Raw genomic sequence first — 21128 nt, forward strand, 5'->3', positions numbered from 1 at the left:
AGGTGACCATGTTGTACAGGACAAGACGACGGCCGTGAGAGGCCGGCGAGGAGAGAAACCCCATGAGCCTGCTCGATCTCGCTCCAGTGATCCCCGTCGTGGTGATCGAGGACGCCGGGACCGCCGTCCCGATGGCCCGCGCCCTGGTGGCCGGCGGCCTGCCGGTCATCGAGGTGACCCTGCGCACGCCCGCCGCCCGCGAGGCCATCGCCAGGATCGCCGAGGAGGTGCCCGAGGCGACGGTGGGCGCGGGGACGATCCGGACCACCGACGACATCGCGGCCTCCGTGTCGGCGGGGGCGAAGTTCCTCGTCTCGCCGGGCACGACCCTGTCGCTGGTCGAGGCGCTGGACTCCAGCGGCGTGCCGTACCTGCCGGGTGCGGCCACCGTGTCGGAGATCATGGCGCTGGCGGAGCGGGGGCTCAAGGAGCTGAAGTTCTTCCCCGCCGAGGCCGCGGGCGGCATCCCGTACCTCAAGTCGCTGTCCGGGCCGCTGCCCGACGTGCGCTTCTGCCCGACGGGCGGCATCAAGCCGGAGACCGCTCGCGACTACCTCGCGCTGCCGAACGTGGGCTGCGTCGGGGGGAGCTGGCTGACCCCGGCCGACGCGCTGGCCGCCGGGGACTGGGGCCGCGTGGAGAAGCTCGCCGCCGAGGCGGCGGCTCTCAGGTAGCCCGCGAGAGCTGAGCCGGGGCGGTCACCGCGCCCCGGCCTTTTCGCACGCGGGCTACCTGAGAGCGGGGGACACCCACACTCGGTGATGACAGAATGCAGTCATGCGGCCACCCCGAGCGAAGTACTTCAACACCACCGGCCCCTGCGGCCCGCAGCACCACTACATGCTGCCCCCCGCGCAGCGGCTTCCCGAGGCGCGGGTGCTCATCGAGATGGATCGCTACTTCGTGCTGCACGCGCCCCGGCAGACGGGCAAGACGACCACGCTGCGCAGCCTGGCCTCCGAGCTGACCGCTGAGGGCGACATCGCCGCCCTGATGTTCTCCTGCGAGCGCGCCAAGTCGGCCGGCGACGACGTCGGCTGGGCGGAGTCCCTTCTGCTGGACTCCCTCCGCGAGGCCGCGGAACGGTCGGGATGGCCGAAGAAGCTGCTGCCGCCGGATTCCTGGCCGGAGGTCACGCCGGGCAGCCGGTTCGGTTCCGCGCTGAGCGCGTGGTGCCGCCGCTGCCCGCGCCGGGTGGTGCTGTTGCTCGACGAGATCGACGCCCTGCAGGGCAACAGCCTGGTCAGCATCCTCAGCCAGCTCCGTGACGGCCACAACGCCCGGCACGAGGGCCATCCGTTTCCCGCGTCCGTGGTGCTGTGCGGATTGCGTGACCTGCGCGACTACAAGGTCGCCTCGGGCGGCGCCCCCGGCCGGTACAACGCGGCCAGCCCGTTCAACATCGTCGCCGAGTCGCTGCGCCTGGGCGACTTCACCGCCGACGAGATCGCCGAGCTGTACGACCAGCACACGCAGGCGACCGGCCAGGAGTTCACCAAGGACGCCGTGGACCGGGTCTTCGAGCTGACCCAGGGACAACCCTGGCTGGTCAACGCGCTCGCCCATGAGATCACCTTCAAGATGGGAGTGACCGGCGCCATCACCGCCGGGCAAGTGGAGGAGGCCAAGGAGCGGCTGATCCGGAAACGGGCCACTCATCTCGACGCGCTGGTGGCCCGGCTGCACGAGCCCCGGGTCAAGCGGGTGATCGAGCCCATCGTGGCCGGCACGCTGCCGAGCATGGACAGCAGCATCGACGACGACGTCTCCTACGTCCACGACCTGGGCCTCATTCGCGGACCCATGGATCTGGAGATCGCCAACCCCATCTATCGCGAAGTCCTGCTCCGGGTGCTGGGCGATCGCGCGGCGCGGCTGGTCAAGGCCGACCCGCACAGCTTCGTGCTGCCGGACGGCCGCTTCGACCTGCCGCGCCTGCTGCAGGAGTTCGTCGTGTTCTGGCGCGAGCACGGCGAGGTGCTCATCCAGCAGGAGGGCTACCACGAGGCCGCCTGCCAGATCATCCTCATGGCCTTCCTGCACCGCCTGGTCAACGGCGGCGGCCAGCTCGACCGCGAGTACGCCGCCGGCACCAAACGCCTGGACGTCCTGGTCCGCTGGCCCTACCCCGGCCCCGCAGGCGACCGCCTCGTGCAACGCGAAGCCATGGAGCTGAAGGTCTGGCGGGCAGGCGAGAACGACCCCCTGCCCGACGGCCTCGCCCAGCTCGACCGCTACCTGGACCGCCTCACCCTCTCCACCGGCGTACTGGTGATCTTCGACCGGCGCCCCGAGGCCCCACCGTGGAAGGAACGCGGCGGTTTCGAGCAGGCGGTCACCCCGTCCGGCCGCCAGGTCACCGTCCTGCGGGTGTGACAGGTGCTTGCCCGCCGAGCCCTGATCCATCGCGAAGGCCGCCGAGCGAGGCAGGCGTGAGCGCGGCGGACGGCAGCGGAATGCCGGGATAATGATCCGGTGGCCCTGGAAACAGCCGCCCTGAAGGTGGGCACGGCGGTCGGCGAACGCGCCGTGCGCACATGGCTGACCGCCCGATCGGCCGGCGAGAGCAGCCGCCTGCCGCTCGTCGAGCTCATGCGCACGCGCTTTCCCGATCATCTGGTGCGCCGCAAGGCCCAGCGGCAGCTCGAGGACATCGCGGACGCCGTGACGACGCGGGTCATGAAGCTGTGCGGGCACGAGTTCCCCGGGCTCGGCGACGGGGACCGCGAGGTCGTGCTCGCCGAGATCCAGCACACGCTGGACCGCGCGGACCTGTCCGACCGCGCCCTGCTGGCCGCCGACGCCGACCCGGTGCGGCTCGCGCGCGAGCTGCGCCGGGCCATGCCCGCGCCCAAGGATCTGGACGAGGGGCAGTCGCGGCTGTACGAGGTCGTGCTCGACGAGTGCTGCGACTGCCTGGTCAGGGTCGTCCGGCACCTGCCCGAGTTCCAGCCGCGCGCCGCGGCCGAGACGCTCTCGCGGCTGTCGGGGCTCGGCGAGCAACTCGCCGCGATGCTGGCGCGGCTGCCGGTGCGCACGCTGGAGGCGCCCGACGGCACCGACAGGGACGTCGAGTTCCGCCGCCGCTACCTGGAGCACGTCTCGCGCACGCTCGACAACCTCGAGCTCCTCGGCGTGCGCACCGAGCGCTACCGGCCACGCCCCTCCCTGAGCGTGGCCTACATCAGCCTGTCCGTCACCGCCCGCCCCAGGCCGGTCCCCGGCTCGTGGCACGACCACGAGCCCGCCGCCATGCGGGTGGAGAGCGCGCTCGGCGGGGGACGGCGCATGCTGCTGCGCGGCGAGGCCGGCAGCGGGAAGAGCACGCTGCTGCGCTGGCTGGCGATCACGGCCGCGCGGGGCGCGTTCGAGGGCGAGCTGTCCGAGTGGAACGGCTGCGTGCCGTTCCTGGTGAAGCTGCGCAGCCACGCCGACCGTGATCTGCCGAGACCCGAACAGCTCCTCGACCTGACGGCCGGGGCGCTGGCCGGGCTCATGCCCGCCGGCTGGGCGCACCGGCAGCTCGCGTCCGGGCGGGCGCTGCTCATGATCGACGGCGTGGACGAGCTGACCGGCGCCCAGCGCAAGGCCATCAAGCCGTGGCTGCGCGGGCTGCTTGCCGAGTTCCCCGAGATCCGGGTCGTCGTGACGAGCCGCCCGCCGGCCGCCGGGGCGTCGTGGCTGGACGAGGAGGGGTTCGCACCCGCGTTCCTGGAGCGGATGACGCCGTCGGACGTGCGCGCGCTGATCGCGCACTGGCACGAGGCGATCAGGAACAGCCCCGATCTCCCCTGCCCGCCCGAGCACCTGCCCGTCGTGGAGGCGCGGCTCCTGGCCCACCTCGACAGCGCGCCGCACCTGCGCGCGCTCGCGGCCACGCCGCTGCTGGCCTCCATGTTGTGCGCCCTCAACCTCGACCGCGCCTCCCAGCTCCCGCCCGATCGCATGGGCCTGTACGCGGCGGCGCTGGAGATGCTGCTGGAACGCAGGGACGCCGAGCGGGTCATCCCGAGCTACGACGAGGTCCGGCTCAACCGCTCCCAGAAGCTGCAGGTGTTGCAGGAGCTGGCCTGGCAGCTCTCGGTGACCAACCGGGTGGAGCTGGCCAAGCCGGCCGCGCTGGCGTGGGTGGACAGGGTCGTCGCCACCATGCCCAGGGTTCAGGCCACGGGCGCGCAGGTGCTCGACTACCTGCTCGACCGCAGCGGCGTGATCCGGGAGCCGGTGGAGGGGCGGATCGACTTCGTGCACCGGAGCGTGCAGGAGTACCTGACGGCGCGGGCCGCGGCCGAGGTGGGAGACGTCGAGCCGCTGGTCCTCAACGCACACCGCGACCAGTGGCGCGACGTCGTGGTCATGGCCGCCGGCCACGCGAACGGACCCGTGCGGGAGGAACTGCTCGGCGGGCTGCTGTCCCGCATGTCGGCGGAACCCCGGCACGCGCGCCGGATCAAGATCGTGGTGGCCGCCTGCCTGGAGACGCTGCCCTCGGTGCCCGGGCGGGTGCGGGAGGCCGTGGACAAGTGCCTCCACGACCTCATCCCACCCCGGGACACCGCCGCGGCGCGATCGCTGGCGCTGGCCGGACAGGTCGTGCTCGACCGCTTGCCCAAGGACCTGCGGGGGCTCTCCCCCGCCGCGGCCCGAGCCTGTGTGCGGACGGCCTGGCTGGTCAACGGCCCGGAGGCGCTCGCCCTGCTGGCGGGCTACGCGGCCTGCGACCGGCCGGAGGCCAGGAACGAGCTGGCCAGGGGGTGGGCGTACTTCGAGCCGAACCTGTACGCCGAGCGAGTCCTCTCCGCCATGCCGACACAGCCGGAACACCTCTTCGTGAACACGTCCGGGCAACTGAACGCCGTGCGTGAGCTTCCACCGCAGCGGTGCATCACCGTCAACCCGGCGACCGAGGTGCTGGATCTCAGCCCGCTGCTCAGCCATCGCGACTCTCTGACCGAACTCGTGCTGGGCGAGGAGGTCCGCCGGGCGGATCTGCGCATCGTGGGCCACCTGCGCGAGTTGCGGCGCTTCGGCGCCATCGGGTGCGCGGAGCTCACCTCTCTCTCCGAACTTCACCACCTCACCAAGGTGAAGCTCATCCAAGTTCCGATATCGGATTTCTCCTGCCTGGGGAACCTTCCCGAGCTGCGGTACCTCCAGATCGCGGGAGCCGGTTCCCGGACGACGTGGGACCTCATGCCGCCGCTCGACGGCCTGCACGTGCTCCTGCTCTCCGGGCTGCCGATGGTGAACTCCGTGAGCGAGGTCGTCGATCGGGCGCCGCATCTGCGGACCTTGTGGCTGGCGGAGTACGACAGCCTGACGGATCTGGACGCGCTCGAACGTCTCGACCTCGAAAGGCTGCACCTGACAGGCACCGGGAACCTCGATGACCTCTCCCCCCTCACGGGGTGCCGCGGTCTCGCCTGGCTGACCCTGGACGAGACACCGGTGCACGATCTGCGGCCTCTGCAGAACCTCGACCGGTTGCAGCTCCTCGACCTGCGCGGCTGCCGCGCCCTGCGGGACCTCTCGCCTCTGGCCGGGCTGAGCGCGCTGGACGTGCTCGATCTCCACGACGCCTCCCCCGGCCTCGACCTGGCGCCACTCGCCGAGAACCCGAAGCTCCAGGTGCGGATCAAGCACGGGCAGGAGGTGCGCAACGGTCACCTGCTCGGCAAGCGGCTCAAGCGCACCACGTACTAACTCCAGATCGACACGTGCACCGGCGGACGGAAGCGGCTGCGCGGTATCCCCTCGTCCGGCGTGCGCATGGTCTGCGTGGCCGCCGGGGCGGTGAGGAAGTCGAGGAAGGTGCCCGCGGCTGCCGATCGGGTGGCGGGCTCCAGGGTGGTGGCGTACCAGTAGGCGGGCAGCGGGGTGGCGGGCGTCTCGATGGGGACGAGCTCGCCCCGGCGTAACTGCGACGACACCAGGTGCGCGGTGGCGGGCGCGACGCCCGCGCCCTCGGCCGCCGCCTTCCAGGCCGCCGTCTGGTTGGCGAAGACGCGTACCTGGGACTCCTGGACGCGCAGGAGGCGCAGCAGGCGGCTGGTGTCGCTGGCCGGGTCGGTGCCGGACGGGCCGACGAGCCACTGGTCGCGCCGCCCGCGCGGGGAGCCGACGACGATGAGGCGGCAGCGCAGGACCGGCCGGCTCACCAGTCCCTCACTCGTGGCCTGAGCCCCGAGCGCGACATCGGCCAGGCGGCTGGACAGCAGGAGCGGGACCTCGGCCGTGGCGGCCACCCCCGTGGTGGCGTCCACGGACTTGCGCTGGGTGAACAGGCAGAGCAGCGGGCCCGCCACGTACTCCGCCAGTCCGGCGTCCATGACGACGTGCAGGCGCGAAGGGCGGCCCTGCTGGACGGCGGCGACGGCCTCCGCGCCGAGGGCGACCATCTGGGAGGCGATCCCGAGCAGGCGCCTGCCGCCCTCCGTGAGCACCATGCGGTCGCCGGAGCGGGCGACCAGCGGGTCGCCGAGGTGCCGGCGGAGCTGGGCCAGCGACTGGGAGACGGCGGGCTCGCTGACGCCGAGCGCCCGCGCGGCGGCCTTGACCGAGCCGAGGCGGGCGACGAAAACGAAGGCGCCGAGCTGGCTGAGAGTCACGTCTCCCTTCTTAGTTCTCCGGACCACATTAAGGAAAGCCTTATTTGCGGATTGTCGCGACAAATCGGTAACCGCTTATGTGCTCTCATGCAGGTTCCCGCGACGTTCGAATACGAGAGAGCGAACAGCGTCCCGCACGCGCTGGAGCTCCTGGAGCACTACGGGCCCGAGGCGAGGGTCGTCGCAGGTGGGCACAGTCTCATCCCGATGATGAAGCTCCGCCTGGCCCAGCCGGAGGCGCTGATCGACATCAATGACCTGGCCGATGAGCTGGGCGGCATCGCCGTGGAGGGCGAGGAGCTGGCGATCGGCGCGATGGTGCGGCACACGGAGTTGCTGGAGAGCGCCACCGCCACCGACCTTTTCCCGATATTTCGGGATGCGGAGCGTGTTATTGCTGACCCAATAGTGCGAAATCGGGGGACCGTTGGCGGTTCTCTCTGCCAAGGGGATCCCTCGGAGGATTTGTCGGCCGTGTTCGCGGCATTGCGGGCGACCGCGGTCATCCAGGGGCCGGGCGGAACGCGTACCGTGCCTGTCAGGCAGTTCCACGAGGGTCCTTACGAGACCGCCGTCCAGCCGAACGAGCTGCTGATCCAGCTCCGCGTGCCCGTCGCGCCCGGCACGGGCAGCGCGTACGAGAAGGTCGAGCGGCGCGTCGGCGACTGGCCCGTGGCGGCGGCCGGCGCGGTGCTGCGGATCGAGGGCGGCACGATCGCGCAGGCCGGCCTCGGGCTGACGGCGGTCGGCGCCGGGCACTTCTGCGCCCCCGAGGCCGAGGCCTTCCTGGCCGGCCGGGCGCCGGACGAGGAGGCGTTCACGCAGGCGGGCCGGATCGCCGCCGAGCACTGCGAGCCGCACGCCGACCAGCGCGGCCCCGCCGACTACAAGCGCCACCTGGCCGCCGAGCTGACCCGGCGCGCGCTGGCCAAGGCCGCAGGGAGGATCTGAGATGCGGATCACGGTCTCCGTGAACGGGCAGTCGTACACCAGGGACGTCGAGCCGCGGCTGCTGCTCGTGCACTTCCTGCGCGACGAGCTGAGCCTGACCGGCACCCACTGGGGCTGCGACACCTCCAACTGCGGGGTGTGCACGGTGCAGCTCGACGGCGTGCCGGTCAAGTCGTGCACGGTGCTGGCCGTCATGGCCGACGGGCACGAGGTCACCACCGTGGAGGGGCTGGAGCGCGACGGCGAGCTGGACGCGGTGCAGAAGGGGTTCGTGGAGTGTCACGGGCTGCAGTGCGGGTTCTGCACGCCGGGCATGCTGCTGACCGCGCGGGCCCTGCTCGACCGCCACCCCGATCCCGACGAGGCGCAGATCCGCGAGGCGATCTCGGGCCAGCTGTGCCGGTGCACGGGTTACGAGAACATCGTCCGTTCGATCCGTTGGGCAGCGGAGGCGAAATCATGAGTTATGGGCGTATGCACCGCAAAGAGGATGCCCGCTTCATCCGCGGGCGCGGCAACTACACCGACGACGTACGCCTGCCCGGCATGCTGTACGGCGCCATCCTGCGCAGCCCCCACGCCCACGCGCGCATCGTCTCCATCGACACCAGCGCGGCCGAGGCGCATCCGAAGGTCAAGGCGGTCATCACCGGCCAGACCCTGGCCGGGCTGAACCTGGCCTGGATGCCCACCCTGTCGAACGACACCCAGGCGGTGCTGGCCACCGACAAGGTGCGCTTCCAGGGCCAGGAGGTCGCGTTCGTGGTGGCCGAGGACGCGTACTCGGCGCGCGACGCGCTGGAGCTGATCGACGTCGAGTACGAGCCGCTCGACGCGGTCATCGACGCCAGGAAGGCCCTCGACCCCGGCGCCCCGGTCATCCGCGACGACCTCGAAGGGCGTACCGGCAACCACATCTTCGACTGGGAGGCCGGCGACAGGGCGCGCACCGAAGCCGTGTTCGAGCAGGCCGAGGTGACGGTCGCGCAGGACATGATCTATCCGCGCGTGCACCCGGCGCCGCTGGAGACCTGCGGCGCGCTGGCCGACTTCGACAAGGTCACGGGCAAGCTGACCGTCTGGTGCCCGACGCAGGCGCCGCACGCCCACCGCACGCTGTACGCGATGGTGGCCGGGCTGCCCGAGCACAAGATCCGGGTGATCTCGCCGGACATCGGCGGCGGCTTCGGCGGCAAGGTCGGGATCTATCCGGGGTACGTCTGCGCGATCGTCGGCTCGATCGTCACCGGCAGGCCGGTCAAGTGGATGGAGGACCGCTCCGAGAACCTCATGAGCACGGCCTTCGCCCGCGACTACCACATGCGCGGCGAGATCGCCGCCACCCGCGACGGGAAGATCCAGGGCATCCGGGTCAAGGTGCTGGCCGACCACGGGGCGTTCAACGGCACCGCGCAGCCGACCAAGTTCCCCGCCGGGTTCTTCCACGTCTTCTCCGGCTCCTACGACATCGAGACCGCCCACTGCGAGGTCACCGGCGTCTACACGAACAAGGCCCCCGGCGGCGTCGCCTACGCCTGCTCCTTCCGCGTCACCGAGGCCGTCTACCTGGTCGAGCGCATGGTGGACGTGCTGGCCGCCGAGCTCGGCATGGACCCGGCCGAGCTGCGCATGCGCAACCTGCTCAAGCCGGAGCAGTTCCCGTACACCTCGCCCACCGGCTGGGAGTACGACTCGGGCGACTACCCGAAGGCGCTGCGGCTGGCCCTGGACATGGCCGGCTACGACAAGCTCCGCGCCGAGCAGGCCGACAAGCGGGCCAGGGGCGAGCTGATGGGCATCGGCGTCAGCTTCTTCACCGAGGCGGTCGGCGCCGGCCCGCGCAAGCACATGGACATCCTCGGCCTCGGCATGGCCGACGGCGCCGAGCTGCGCGTGCACCCGACGGGCAAGGCGGTGCTGCGGGTGTCGTGCCAGTCGCAGGGGCAGGGGCACGAGACCACGTTCGCCCAGATCGTCGGGCAGGAGCTGGGCATCCCGGCCGACGACGTGGAGGTGGTGCACGGCGACACCGACCAGACGCCGTTCGGCCTCGGCACGTACGGCTCGCGCTCCACGCCCGTCTCCGGGGCCGCCGCGGCCATCGTGGCCAGGAAGGTCCGGGACCGGGCCAAGATCGTCGCAGCGGCCATGCTGGAGGCCTCCGCGGACGATCTGGAGTGGGCCGACGGCAGGTGGTCGGTGGTGGGCGACCCGTCCACCGGCAAGTCGCTGGCGGAGATCGCGCTGGCCGCCCACTCGAACCTGGAGCTGCCCGACGGCGTCGAGGGCCACCTGGACGCGGTCACCGTCTACAACCCGCCGAACCTCACCTACCCGTTCGGCGCCTACATCTGCGTCGTGGACGTGGACCCCGGCACCGGGCAGGTGAAGGTGCGCAGGTTCGTGGCGGTGGACGACTGCGGGGTGCGGATCAACCCGATGATCGTCGAGGGACAGATCCACGGCGGCCTGGCCGACGGGGTCGGCATGGCGCTCATGCAGGTGATGGCGTTCGACGAGGACGGCAACCACCTGGGGGCCTCGTTCATGGACTACCTGCTGCCGACCTCGATGGAGTGCCCGTCGTGGGAGCTCGGCGAGACCGTGACGCCCTCGCCGACGCACCCGATCGGCGCCAAGGGCGTCGGCGAGTCGGCCACGGTCGGCTCGCCCGCCGCCGTGGTCAACGCCGTGGTGGACGCGCTCGGGCCGTACGGGGTGCGGCACGCCGACATGCCGCTGACGCCGGCGAACGTGTGGCGCGTCGTCAACGGCGACCCGTTCCGGACGGACCTGGCGATCCCATGACCGAGTTCCTGGGCATGCCGGCGTCCCGGCCGCGGCCTGCCGCCGACCTCGACACGAGGGTGGCGGGGCTGCGGTCGGGGCGGGAGCCGTACGTGATGGCCACCGTCGTGCGCGCACAGCGGCCGACCAGCGCCAAGGCGGGCGATCGCGCGCTGGTGCTGGCCGACGGGACGATCGAGGGGTTCGTCGGCGGCGTGTGCGCGACCGACACCGTACGCGCGCAGGGCCTGCGCCTGATGGGCACCGGCGCGGCCACGCTGCTGCGGATCACCCCCGAGGAGGACGCGCCGCGCGAGGAGGAGGGCCTGGTGGCCGTGGGCCAGCCGTGCCTGTCGGGCGGCACGCTGGAGATCTTCCTGGAGTCCGTCTCGCCGCCCGGGCTGGTGCGCGTGCACGGCGACAGCCCCATCGCGCGGGCCTTCGCCGAGGTGGGCCGGGCGATGGGGTACACGGTCGAGCAGGGGGCGGGCCCCGTCGCCGCCGGCACCGCCGCCGTGCTGGTGGCCTCGCACGGCGTGGGCGAGGAGCCGGTGCTGCGCGAGGCGCTGGCGGCGGGGGTGCCGTACGTCGGGCTGATCGCCAGCCGCAAGCGGGGCGCGGCGGTGCTGGCGCGGGTGGAGGGAGGCGAACGCGTCCACGTCCCCGCAGGCCTGGACATTGGGGCCAGAACGCCTGGTGAGGTGGCTGTTTCGGTGTACGCGGAGATCATCCGGCTCCGCTGAACGGCGGGTGTATCAGCGCGCGGCGACCGGGTACGCCAGGAAGTGTAAAGCCGAGCCCCGGGAAGCCCCTTCCGCTATCCGGAGAGCGAAAGGGATGCCGATGCCGACGGAAACGGTCAGCCAAGCGCAGGCGATGACGGACGAGCGCCCCGCGTCCCAGCCGGGCAGCCTCGAGCGCGGGATCGACATCCTGCTCGCGCTCGGCGCCGCCTCGCGTCCCGTCACGCTGTCGCAGCTCTGCCGCAGCACGGGCCTGCCCAAGTCGACCGCGCACCGGATCCTGGGCGTGCTCTGCTCGCGCGAGCTGGCCCGCCGGGTGGGCAACGCGTACCTGCCCGGCGAGCTGCTGGAGTCGATGGCGGGCATCACCCGCGCGCGCGTGCCCGGCACGCGCCGGGTGGTGCTCCCCTACCTGCTGTACCTGTTCGAGACCACCAGGCACACGGTGAACCTGGCCGTGCCGTCGGGCCTGGAGGCCCGCTACGTCGAGCGCCTGTACGGCCACAACCGCGTCGGCTCGCGCTCCGACGGCCTCGACCGCGCGCCGCTGCACTGCACGGCGACCGGCAAGGCGCTGCTGGCCTTCGACCCGAAGCTGCGCCAGGAGCTGATGGCGCGGGGCGCGTTCGAGCGGCTGACCCGCCGCACGATCACCAACCTGGCCGGGCTCGAACGGGAGCTGGCGCAGGTCCGCCGGCACGGCATCGCCTACTCGCAGGAGGAGTTCACCGAGGGCGTGGCCTGCGTGGCGGCCCCGGTGTTCGGGCCCGGCGGGCGGGTCTGCATGTCGGTCGGCGTGGCCGCGCCCGCCCACCTGGCTCCGCTGGCCAAGCTGGGCATCTCCGTACGGGGTGCCGCCCAGGCCATCTCCGCCGCGCTCCTCCCCGCGTGACCCCGTTCCGGTCACCGGAACACTCACAGATCTTGAGACCGAAAGTGTTCCACTGACCGAAACCCCTCATTGCGAACGCGTGCCCCCGAGCGATCACATCGACGCATGAGAGCGCGGAAGATCACACGTGCCTAGGGGGCTGCCCAGGGCCACCCTGCTGGAGAGCCTGCGCCTGGCGGCCACGCTCGTCCCGCCGGGCACGCCGCACCTGACGCGGGGCCGCGACCCGCTGCGGGCCCGCGCGCTGCTGGCCACCCTGGAGTCCCGCTACGGCGGCCGGCCCGTGCTCGTCCGCGGCCTGCGCGGCCGGGCGCTGCTGGTCTTGTCCAAGCGCGACGCCCTGCGCGTGCTGACCGAGGACGACGACGCCTACGCCCCCACCCTCCACGAGCGCCCGTTCGGCCTGCCCACGGACGTGCTGCGCCCCCGCTTCATCGAGATCGCCAGGCAGGAGGCCGCCGGGCTGACCGAGGGCGTGGTGGACCACGCGCGGCTCAACGCCTGCTGGCAGCGCGTGGCCAGGCGCTGCGTCTACGGCGACGGCGCGGCCCGCGACGAGGAGCTCACCCGGCTGCTGGAAGGCGTCACGCGGGCCGGCCGGTGGCGGGCCAGGCGCCGCCAGGAGATCCTCTCCGGGCGCTACGACGCCCGCATCATCGACCACCTGCGCCGCGCCGAGCCCGGCAGCCTGGCCGGGCTGATCGCCGAGACGCCGGAGAACGAGTCGCGCGCGCTGATGCACGCGGCGTTCTGGCTGATGGGGCTGGGCTCCACCGCGGCGGGCCTGACGCAGACCCTGGCGCTGCTCGCCGCCCACCCCGCCCACCGCAAGGCGGCCCGCAAGGACCCGGAACACCTGCGGGCGTGCCTGCGCGAGGGGCTGCGCCTGTGGCCGCCGGTGCCCGCCCTGGCACGGGTCACGACCGCCGAGACCGAGTGGTACGGCAGCGTCCTGCCCGCCGGCACCACCGTGCTCGTGCCCATCGCGGCGCACCAGCGCAGCCCGCGCCTGCCGTACGCGAACACGTTCGCGCCCGAGATCTGGCTGGACGGCACGGCCGCGGACGAGTGGTGGGCGCGGCCCGGCTGCGGCGGCGTGCACCTGACGCTCGCCGTCGGCACGGCCTTCCTCGGGGCGGTCCTGAGCGCGGCCCGCCCCAAGCCGGTCGGGCGGCTGATCTCACAGCACCGGCCGCTCCCCCACACGATCGATCTCGCGCGACTGCGGGTGGCCATGCGGCCCCTCCGGCGGGACGCTCCTGGGGGCTAGTGTCCTACGGACAGGCCCTTCCTCCGTTAGAGTCTGGGGTACAAACGGGATGCCGGGCGGCGGAACGGTTCGGGTTGCCAGAGGGTTGCCAGAGGAACGAACCGGCGGGAGGAACGGTTCGGGTTGAGACGGGATGACGACGGCGAGAGGACGGCGACGTTGGGGCGCTCCGCAGGCACTCCTCTTCAGCCGGAAGATCCGCCGGCGATCGGCCCCTACGAGCTGATCAGCCGTCTCGGCTCCGGCGGCATGGGCGTGGTCTACCTCGCCAAGGCCGCCGACGGCTCGCGCGTGGCGCTCAAGGCCATCCGGCGTGACTACACCGCCGACCCGGTCTACCGGGCGCGCTTCCACGAAGAGGTGTCCAACGCGCGCAAGGTGGCCTCGTTCTGCACGGCGCGCGTGCTCGACCACGGCGAGGACCGGGGCGTGCTCTACCTCGTCACCGAGTACATCGACGGCATCTCGCTGGAGGACCACCTCATCGAGCACGGCGCGCTGTCGCCGTCGGTGCTGCACGCCGCCGCCGTGGGCGTGGCCGCCGCGCTGACCGCGATCCACGCCGCCGGGCTGGTGCACCGCGACCTCAAGCCGGCCAACGTGATGCTGACGCTGGCCGGGCCGCGGGTGATCGACTTCGGCCTGGCGCGCTCGACGCACGTGCACTCCCGGCACACCAACGCCGGCATGGTGATGGGCACGCCCGGATGGATCGCTCCCGAGCAGGTCTTCGAGGGGGTGTCGAGCCCGGCTGGCGACGTGTTCGCGTGGGGGTCGCTGATCGCGTACGCGGGGCTGGGCGGGCATCCGTTCGGCGAGGGGGACGCGTACGTGATGGCGGCCAGGGCCCGCCAGGCGCCGCCGGACCTGCGGGGGCTGCCCGCGCCGCTGGACCGGCTGGTCGCGGCGGCCATCCACCCCGACCCGGCGCGCCGGCCCGCGGCCCGGCAGCTGCTGCTGGAGCTGGTGGAGGCCTCCGACGAGCCGGCCGCGCAGCTCGCCGCCACCAAGCACCTGACCAACGCGTGGAACCCGTCGGAGTTCGGCCCGCTGATGCCGCCGCCCGACCGCACGGGCCACGCCCCCAGGCCGCCCCACCATCCGGAGCAGCACCGGGCGCCCCAGCCGCCGCCCGCCGAGCGCACCGGCCCCACGCCGGGCGCCTCCCGTGCCCCGCAACCGCCGCCTCCGGCCGAGCGCACGGGCCCCACGCCCGGGATGAGCCACGCGCCCTCCCCCGCCGAACGGACCGGCCCCGGCCCGGGGATGGGTCACGCGCCGTCCCCCGCCGAGCGCACCGGCCCCACGCCGGGGGCGGCCCGGGGGCCGCAGCCCGCGCCCGGGGCGCCGCACGTGCCGCAGCAGCCGCCGCCCGCCGAGCGGACGGGGCCGACGCCCATGCCCGGCCGCGGTCCGTCACCGGCCGAGCGGACCGGTCCGACGCCCGGCTCCTCGCGCGGGCCCCGGCCGCGAGGTGCCGGCCGGGTGCCCTTACCGCCCCAGACCGGCCAGATGCCGCTGCCGCACCCGACCGGCCAGGCGCCGCTGCACCACTCGACCACCGGTCAGGGTCCGCTGCCCGACCCTTCGGCCACCGGCCAGGGGAGGCTGCCCGGTTACCGGCCGGCCCGGCCGAAGCGGGGCGTGTTCGCGGGCTGCCTGACCGCGCTGGTGATCGCCGTGGTGCTCGTGGTGGTGCTGCTGGCGGTGCTGGCCTGGGTGTTCCGCTCGCCCGCCGTCGGTGAGGACGGGCCGGTGCAGGACGGCAAGCTGCGCTTCGCCGTGACGAGCGCCAAGTGCCCCAAGCCTGCCAAGGCCGCGGCCGAGCGTACGTGCCAGATCGGCGTGCAGGTCAGGAACGTCGGCGAGGAGGCCCGGGTGCTCTACCCCGGCCAGCAGAAGCTCATCGACGAGGACGACGAGTTGCACGGCGGCTCCAAGCTGCTCGACAAGGGCGGCAAGGAGATCACGCCGGTCCGCATCGAGGCGGGCGCGTCGTTCACCGGCGCGCTGGTGTTCGAGCTGCCCAAGGAGCTCGAGCCCGTCGGGATCGAGGTGCACGACTCGGGGCTGAGCTCGGGAGCCCGGCTCAACCTCCCCAGGGGCTAGAAGCCGCGTGCCGGGGACACGACCCCTTCCAGGGGCTCGCCGTCGCCGAAGCGGCGCACGTTCGAGGTGACGCGCTCGGCCAGGCCGCGCCAGTAGGCGGCGCGCGGGTTCGCGGAGTGCGGCGTGATCAGGACGTTCTCCAGCGACCAGAGCGGATGGCCGTCCGGCAGCGGCTCGGGATCGGTGACGTCGAGCGCCGCCCCGCCGATGCGGCCCGCGCGCAGCGCCTCGACCAGCTCGCCGGTGACGACGAGGCCGCCTCTGGCCACGTTCACCAGCCACGCGTCCTGCCGCATGAGCCCGAACTCGTGCGTCCCGAACATGCCCCTGGTGCCCGGCGTGGCGGGCGCGGCGACGACGACGTAGTCGGCCTCGGGCAGCGCCTCGCGGTAACGGGCGCGCGGCAGCACCTCGGCGGCTCCCGGCACCTCGCCGCTGTCGCTGACCGCGACCACCCGGCACCCGAACGGCTCCAGCATCCCGATCAGCGCCCGCCCGATGCCGCCGGCGCCGACGACCGCGACCGTGGACCCGCTCAGTTCCCTGGACGTGTTCGGCCCCCACGTCGTGGCCCTGGCCAGCCGGTGCAGCCCGCGCGCCGCGGCCAGCATCAGGGCCAGCGCGTGCTCGGCCACGGGCCGCCCGTAGGAGCCGGTGGCGGCGGTGAAGACGGGGTGGTCGGTGATGACGCCGGCATCGGCCCACCGCTCGACGCCCGCGTGCGGGAGCTGCACCCAGCGGATGCCCTCGTGCAGCATGGAGCGCACCTCGCCGGGGTCGTCGCTGCCGTAGTAGACGATCGCCTCGGCCTCCGCCAGGGGCACGACGCGGGCGCCGGCGCGGCGTACGGCGTCGATGAGCGCGGGCACGGGTTCGGGGCCGACGTGGACGGCGACGGTCATCGGGGCAGCCTCCCGGTCATAGCACGTTGATCACGAGTGAGCATATATCGCACGCGATGTCCGGATCGACCGAGCCTCCCCCTCCTGCTGATCGCCGGCACGGCCCTGCAGATGGTCGCCTCGGCGGACGGGCTCCGCGCCGAGCCGGCGGCCCGGCGGTTCACTGCGCCACCCGCGCCGCGTGGCAGCAGTGCGGCCGCGCTCGCGCCATCAGGTGGCGAGAGGGCAGGCGGTGCCGTCGAGGATGCTCTCCACCTCGTCGCGTGCCGCCGCCACGATCGAGCCGGCCGCCCGCGCCGCGTCCTCGCCGCGGCCCTCGGCGACGGCCGCGGCCACGTCGAGGTGGCGGCGGACGGCGGGGTTGTCGAGCCGCTCGGGCAGGAGCAGCAGGTCGCGCCGGGCCACGAGCAGCTCCTCCGTCACCTCGGCGAGCTGGGCGAACATGCCGTTGCCCGACGCGCCGAGCAGCACCCGGTGGAAGGCGGCGTCGGCGCTCACGAAGCCCTCCTTGTCGCCGGCCCTGGCGGCGGCGGTCAGGGCGCGCGCGTGGTCCATGAGCTCCTGCCGCACCGCGGGCCCGGCGTGCTGGGCGGCCAGCGCGGCGGCGGCCGGCTCGACGGCGGCTCGCAGCTCGGCCAGCTCGCGCAGTTGCCCCTCGCGCCCCGGCGAGGTGAGCCGCCAGCGAATCACCTGGGGGTCGTAGAGGTTCCAGGCGCTCATCGGGCGCACGGTGACGCCGACGCGCGGGCGGCTGCTGACCAGCCGCTTGGACTCCAGCACGCGTACGGCCTCGCGGGCGACCGTGCGGGAGACGCCGAACCGCTCCTGGACGTCCTCCAGCCGCAGCACCTCGCCGGCGCGCAGCTCGCCGGCGGCGAGCGAGCGGCCGAGGCCGTCGACCACCTGTCCGTGCAGGCCCTGGAGCTTCATGCCCGTCAGCCCGCCTGCGCGAGGCGGGTGAGCAGCGCCGCGACCCGCTCCCCCGCCGCCTGCGCGCCGCCCGAGGTCAGCGCGGAGCCCATGCCGCAGGCCACGGCGCCGGCGGCGATCCAGCCGGGCGCGTTGTCGATGGTCACACCGCCCGTGGGGATGGCGGGGACCTGTGGCAGCGCGGCCCGCACGTCACGCAGCCAGGACGGCGTCACCGCCGAGGCCGGGAAGATCTTCACCGCGTCCGCGCCCTCCTCCAGGGCCCGTACGATCTCCGTCGGCGTGGCGACGCCCGGGAAGACCGGCACGCCGTAGCGGTGCCCGGTGCGGATCACCCCGGGGTGCAGGTTGGGCGAGACCAGGAAGCGCGCCCCGGCCTCGACGGCGGCCCGGGCGGCGGCCTCGTCGAGCACGGTGCCGGCGCCGACCAGCGCCTCGGGCCGCTGCTCGGTGAGCCGCGCGACGGCGGTGAGCGCCCGGGGCGTGGTGAGCGCCACCTCCACGGCCCGCAGCCCGGCGTCGAGCACGGCCTCGGCGGCGGCCACCGCCTCCTGCGGGCCGGCGCTCCTGACGATCCCGAACACCCGTTGTGCGGTGACCGCCTGAACGATCTCCCAGCGGTACATGGGACTCCTTTTCTCGGATGTCAACAGCGTCCGACTCCCCGCCGTCAAGCGCGAGCCCTGACGGTGAACGATCTTTTCGCCCGATCTCCCGAATCGTACTATCAAATCACCTTATTTACGACATGCCTACGCAAACACGCTCCCTTGACCACAAGCCGCCCATGAGGAACGCTGACAATCGGAATCGTTGCCCGGGGGCATACCGCGTGAGGCGTGCATTCATCACCTTGCTGGCCGCCAACGCCCTTTCCGTCACCGGAACCATGCTGTGCCTCCTCGCCGTCCCGTGGTTCGTCCTGGAGACCACCGGCAGCCCCGTGCTCACGGGGCTGGCCTCGTTCGCCACGACACTGCCCATCGTCATCTCCGCCGCCTTCGGCAGCACGATGGTGGACCGGCTCGGGTTCCGCCCGGTGAGCGTGCTGTCCGACCTGGTCAGCGGGCTGATCGTGCTGGCCGTGCCGGTGCTCTTCCTGACGACCGGGCTGAGTTACCCGCTGCTGCTGGCGCTGCTGTTCCTGCGCTGGCTGGCGGCCACCCCGGGCGAGACCGCGCGCAAGGCCATGCTGCCCGACCTGGCCACGGCGGCGGGCGTGCGGATCGAGCGGGCGACGTCCGCCTACGACGGTGTCCACCGCGGGGCCGCGATGGTGGGAGCGCCGCTGGCCGGGGTGCTCATCCTGTGGCTCGGGCCGAGCATGCTGCTGCTGGTGGACGGGGTGACGTTCCTGCTGTCCGCGGCGCTGGTCGCCGCAGGCGTGCCGCGGGTGAAGCGGGGGCGGCGCGACTCCGGCGGGTACGCGAGCAAGCTGCGGGCCGGGCTGGCCTTCCTGTGGCGGGACCGGCTGCAGCTCAGCGCCACCGCGATGATCGTGGTCGTGAACCTGCTGGACACCGGCGTGACCCAGGTGCTGCTGGCGCTGTACGCACGCGAGGTGACCGGCGACCCGCGGGCGTTCGGGCTGCTCACCGGCGTGCTGGGAGCGGGCGCGGTGGCCGGGACCATCGTGTACGGGACGGCCGGCGACCGGTTGCCCATGCGGCTGACGTACGGATGGTGCTTCCTCCTGGCCGGGGTGCCGCGCGTGCTGGTGCTGGCCATGGGCGCGCCGTTCCCCGCCGCGCTCGCCGTCACGGCGATGTCCGGGTTCGCGGCGGGCGCGATCAACCCCATCCTGGGCATCCTCCAGTACGGCCGGATCCCCGTCCCGCTGCGGGCCCGCGTGATCGGCGCCATGACGGCCGCCGCGTACGCGGGGATGCCGCTCGGCGGGCTGCTGGCCGGCTCGCTCACCGCGGTCATCGGCCTCGGCGCCACCCTGTTCGTCTTCACCGGCGTCTACCTGCTGATCTCCGTGCCGCCCTTCGTCTGCCGGGCCTGGCGGGAGCTCGACCGGCCTCAGCCGGCCGACGTCTGAGCCCTGGCCAGCAGCAGCGGCTCGCTGATCGGGGACTCGTGCGTGCCGGTGACCGTGCAGGCGTGCGCGCCGGCGACGGCGCCCAGCCGTACGGACTCCTCCAGCGGCCTGCCGCGCAGCAGGCCGTACAGGAAGCCGGAGACGAACGCGTCGCCCGCGCCGTTGCTGTCGGCCACCGGGCCGGGCAGCGGGGCGGCGGGGAAGGCGCGCACCTCGCCGGCGTCGCGGGTCAGGACGAGGCAGCCGTCGGCGCCGCGCGTGCACACGACCGTGTGGGCGCGCCCGCGCCGCAGGATGTCGCGCATCGCCGCGGCCGGGTCGGGGAGGGCGGTGGCCGACAGGAACACCAGGTCGGAGCGGTAGGCGAAGTCCTTGTGGTAGTCGTTGACGCCGTCCCAGTCGTGCAGGTCGGTGGAGACGGACCTGCCCTCCAGGTCGTGGTGGACGTCGCGGCAGCGGTCGGTGATCGACACGTGCACGTGCGCGGCGTCCACGCCGGTGTACAGCTCCCTCGGCAGGCGCTCGCCCGGCGTGGCCTTCGGGTCGTGCAGCGACAGCCGGCGCCCGTCGGGGCCGACGAGCAGGACGCTGCGCGTGGTGCCGGCCTCGGCCTGGCCCCAGCGGCAGTCGATCTCGCGCAGCGCGTGGCGGATCAGGGCGCCTTGCGGGTCGTCGCCGATGAGGTCGGCGAAGACGACGCCGAGCCCGAGCGCGTGGCAGCCGAGCGCGACGCCCGAGCCGGTGTTGCCGACCCTGTCGACGACCGGCGGCACGTGGTAGGTGTCGCGGTACGGCAGGGGCAGCTCGGGCACGTACACGGTGGTGTCGACCCCGGACCCGCCGAGGACGAGGACGTCGGCACTCACCGGTTGACCAGCGGCCCTGAGCCGGTGGAGCCGCGGACGACGAGCTCCGGCTGGAAGATCAGCTCGACGTGCTTGGCGGGCGCGCCGTTGACCTCTTCGAGCAGGGTCTGCACGGCCGCCGAGGCCATCGCTCCTATCGGCTTGCGCACCGTGGTCAGCGGCGGGTCGGTGAAAGCGATCAGCGGCGAGTCGTCGAACCCGACCACCGACACCTCCGCGGGCACCGACAGCCCCTTCTCCCTGCAGGCGCGGATCGCGCCCAGCGCCATCAGGTCGCTCGCGCACACGATGCCGGTGCAGCCGCGGGTCAGGAGCTGGGCGGCGGCGGCCTGCCCGCCCTCGACCGAGAACAGCGAGTGCGCGATCAGGTCGTCCAGGTCGGCCGCGCCGAGGAGCTGCGCCATGGCCTGCCGGTAACCCTCGATCTTCCTGATCACCGGCACGAACCTGCGCGGCCCCAGCGCCAGCCCGATGCGCTCGTGGCCGAGGTCGACCAGGTGCTGCACGGCCAGCCGCGCGGCCATGCGGTCGTCGGGCGAGATGAAGGGCGCGTCGATGTGCTCGCTGTAGCCGTCGACCAGCACGATCGGCAGCCCGCGGTCGGTCAGCCGGGTGTAGCGGTCCATCCGCGCGGTGGTGTCGGCGTGCAGCCCCGAGACGAACACGATGCCGCTCACGCCGCGATCGACCAGCAGCTCGGTGAACTCGTCCTCCGGCGCGCCGCCGGGTAGCTGGGTGCACAGCACGGGCGTGTAGCCGTGCTGGGTCAGGGCCTTCTCGATGGCCTGCGCGAACGCGGGGAAGATCGGGTTGTCCAGCTCCGGTGTCACCAGGCCGATCAGCCCGTTGCTGCGTTGCCGCAGGCGGGGCGGGCGTTCGTATCCCATCAGGTCGAGCGCTGTCATCACCGCTTGGCGGGTGGCGGCCGAGACTCCGGGTTTCCCGTTGAGGACCCGGCTGACCGTGGCCTCGCTCACCCCGGCCTGGGCGGCGATGTCGGCTAGGCGAGCGTGACCAGTCATGGCA

Annotated in this window: 17 protein-coding genes; 11 read left to right on the top strand and 6 right to left on the bottom strand. The window is 73.1% G+C overall.

The genetic code is table 11. From position 1 onward, the window contains the following. Positions 1–62: 62 nt before the first annotated feature. The 3 genes from eda to ACBJ32_RS09395 all read left to right on the top strand — a co-directional run bounded on the left by eda (position 63) and on the right by ACBJ32_RS09395 (position 5703). Entirely contained in the window at positions 63–674 is a 612-nt protein-coding gene (gene eda, locus ACBJ32_RS09385) for a bifunctional 4-hydroxy-2-oxoglutarate aldolase/2-dehydro-3-deoxy-phosphogluconate aldolase (protein WP_357866733.1), read from the top strand. A 103-nt stretch (positions 675–777) separates the two neighbouring features. Next, positions 778–2376, top strand: a complete 1599-nt coding sequence (locus tag ACBJ32_RS09390; protein ID WP_375126388.1) for an ATP-binding protein — start codon at positions 778–780, stop codon at positions 2374–2376. Between the two features lie 99 nt (positions 2377–2475). Next, a complete protein-coding gene (locus tag ACBJ32_RS09395) occupies positions 2476–5703 on the top strand; it encodes an NACHT domain-containing protein (RefSeq protein ID WP_375126389.1) in 3228 nt (1075 codons plus the stop codon). Here the strand turns inward: ACBJ32_RS09395 and ACBJ32_RS09400 are convergent. Next, positions 5700–6608 (bottom strand): LysR family transcriptional regulator, encoded by a 909-nt coding sequence (locus ACBJ32_RS09400; protein WP_375126390.1) that lies wholly within the window; start codon positions 6606–6608, stop codon positions 5700–5702. The genes ACBJ32_RS09395 and ACBJ32_RS09400 overlap by 4 nt on opposite strands. An 87-nt stretch (positions 6609–6695) precedes the next feature. On the opposite strand from ACBJ32_RS09400, the gene ACBJ32_RS09405 reads away from it, so the two are divergent. From ACBJ32_RS09405 to ACBJ32_RS09435, 7 genes are all read left to right on the top strand, one after another. Beyond that, complete coding sequence (locus ACBJ32_RS09405; protein ID WP_375126391.1) at positions 6696–7559, top strand: FAD binding domain-containing protein; 864 nt, start codon at positions 6696–6698, stop codon at positions 7557–7559. A gap of 1 nt (position 7560) precedes the next feature. Next, the gene (locus tag ACBJ32_RS09410) at positions 7561–8022 is read left to right on the top strand and encodes a (2Fe-2S)-binding protein (RefSeq protein WP_375126392.1); all 462 of its coding nucleotides are present in this window, start codon (positions 7561–7563) and stop codon (positions 8020–8022) included. 11 nt (positions 8023–8033) lie between these two features. Then, a complete protein-coding gene (locus ACBJ32_RS09415; protein ID WP_375126393.1) occupies positions 8034–10367 on the top strand; it encodes an aerobic carbon-monoxide dehydrogenase large subunit in 2334 nt (777 codons plus the stop codon). Next, positions 10364–11089 (top strand): XdhC family protein, encoded by a 726-nt coding sequence (locus ACBJ32_RS09420; protein WP_375126394.1) that lies wholly within the window; start codon positions 10364–10366, stop codon positions 11087–11089. The genes ACBJ32_RS09415 and ACBJ32_RS09420 overlap by 4 nt, the downstream gene beginning before the upstream one ends. A 100-nt stretch (positions 11090–11189) precedes the next feature. Further along, a complete protein-coding gene (locus ACBJ32_RS09425) occupies positions 11190–11981 on the top strand; it encodes an IclR family transcriptional regulator (RefSeq protein ID WP_357866715.1) in 792 nt (263 codons plus the stop codon). Positions 11982–12108: 127 nt separating this feature from the next. Next, positions 12109–13251 carry a cytochrome P450 gene (locus ACBJ32_RS09430; protein ID WP_357866712.1) on the top strand — a complete coding sequence of 381 codons (1143 nt, stop codon included), beginning with the start codon at positions 12109–12111 and terminating at the stop codon, positions 13249–13251. A gap of 159 nt (positions 13252–13410) precedes the next feature. After that, positions 13411–15360 (top strand): protein kinase, encoded by a 1950-nt coding sequence (locus ACBJ32_RS09435; RefSeq protein WP_375126395.1) that lies wholly within the window; start codon positions 13411–13413, stop codon positions 15358–15360. Here ACBJ32_RS09435 and ACBJ32_RS09440 read toward each other — a convergent pair. The 3 genes from ACBJ32_RS09440 to ACBJ32_RS09450 form a co-directional block, all read right to left on the bottom strand. Further along, the gene (locus ACBJ32_RS09440; protein WP_357866707.1) at positions 15357–16262 is read right to left on the bottom strand and encodes a D-isomer specific 2-hydroxyacid dehydrogenase family protein; all 906 of its coding nucleotides are present in this window, start codon (positions 16260–16262) and stop codon (positions 15357–15359) included. The two genes, ACBJ32_RS09435 and ACBJ32_RS09440, sit on opposite strands and share 4 nt — an antisense overlap. A gap of 210 nt (positions 16263–16472) precedes the next feature. After that, positions 16473–17192: a FadR/GntR family transcriptional regulator gene (locus ACBJ32_RS09445; RefSeq protein WP_375126396.1), complete on the bottom strand. Its 720-nt coding sequence runs from the start codon at positions 17190–17192 to the stop codon at positions 16473–16475. Between the two features lie 5 nt (positions 17193–17197). Then, positions 17198–17818: a bifunctional 4-hydroxy-2-oxoglutarate aldolase/2-dehydro-3-deoxy-phosphogluconate aldolase gene (locus ACBJ32_RS09450; RefSeq protein ID WP_375126397.1), complete on the bottom strand. Its 621-nt coding sequence runs from the start codon at positions 17816–17818 to the stop codon at positions 17198–17200. A gap of 206 nt (positions 17819–18024) precedes the next feature. Here ACBJ32_RS09450 and ACBJ32_RS09455 point away from each other — a divergent pair, with 206 nt between their 5' ends. After that, complete coding sequence (locus tag ACBJ32_RS09455; RefSeq protein ID WP_375126398.1) at positions 18025–19236, top strand: MFS transporter; 1212 nt, start codon at positions 18025–18027, stop codon at positions 19234–19236. Here ACBJ32_RS09455 and ACBJ32_RS09460 read toward each other — a convergent pair. Together ACBJ32_RS09460 and ACBJ32_RS09465 are read right to left on the bottom strand one after the other, a co-directional pair. Next, entirely contained in the window at positions 19218–20102 is an 885-nt protein-coding gene (locus ACBJ32_RS09460) for a carbohydrate kinase family protein (RefSeq protein WP_375126399.1), read from the bottom strand. The genes ACBJ32_RS09455 and ACBJ32_RS09460 overlap by 19 nt on opposite strands. Continuing rightward, positions 20099–21124 carry a LacI family DNA-binding transcriptional regulator gene (locus ACBJ32_RS09465; protein WP_357866692.1) on the bottom strand — a complete coding sequence of 342 codons (1026 nt, stop codon included), beginning with the start codon at positions 21122–21124 and terminating at the stop codon, positions 20099–20101. Before ACBJ32_RS09465 ends, ACBJ32_RS09460 begins: the two co-directional genes overlap by 4 nt. Positions 21125–21128 lie beyond the last annotated feature (4 nt).

Origin of the sequence: Nonomuraea sp. GTA35 (assembly GCF_041950525.1) — a bacterium.
Lineage (GTDB): Bacteria > Actinomycetota > Actinomycetes > Streptosporangiales > Streptosporangiaceae > Nonomuraea.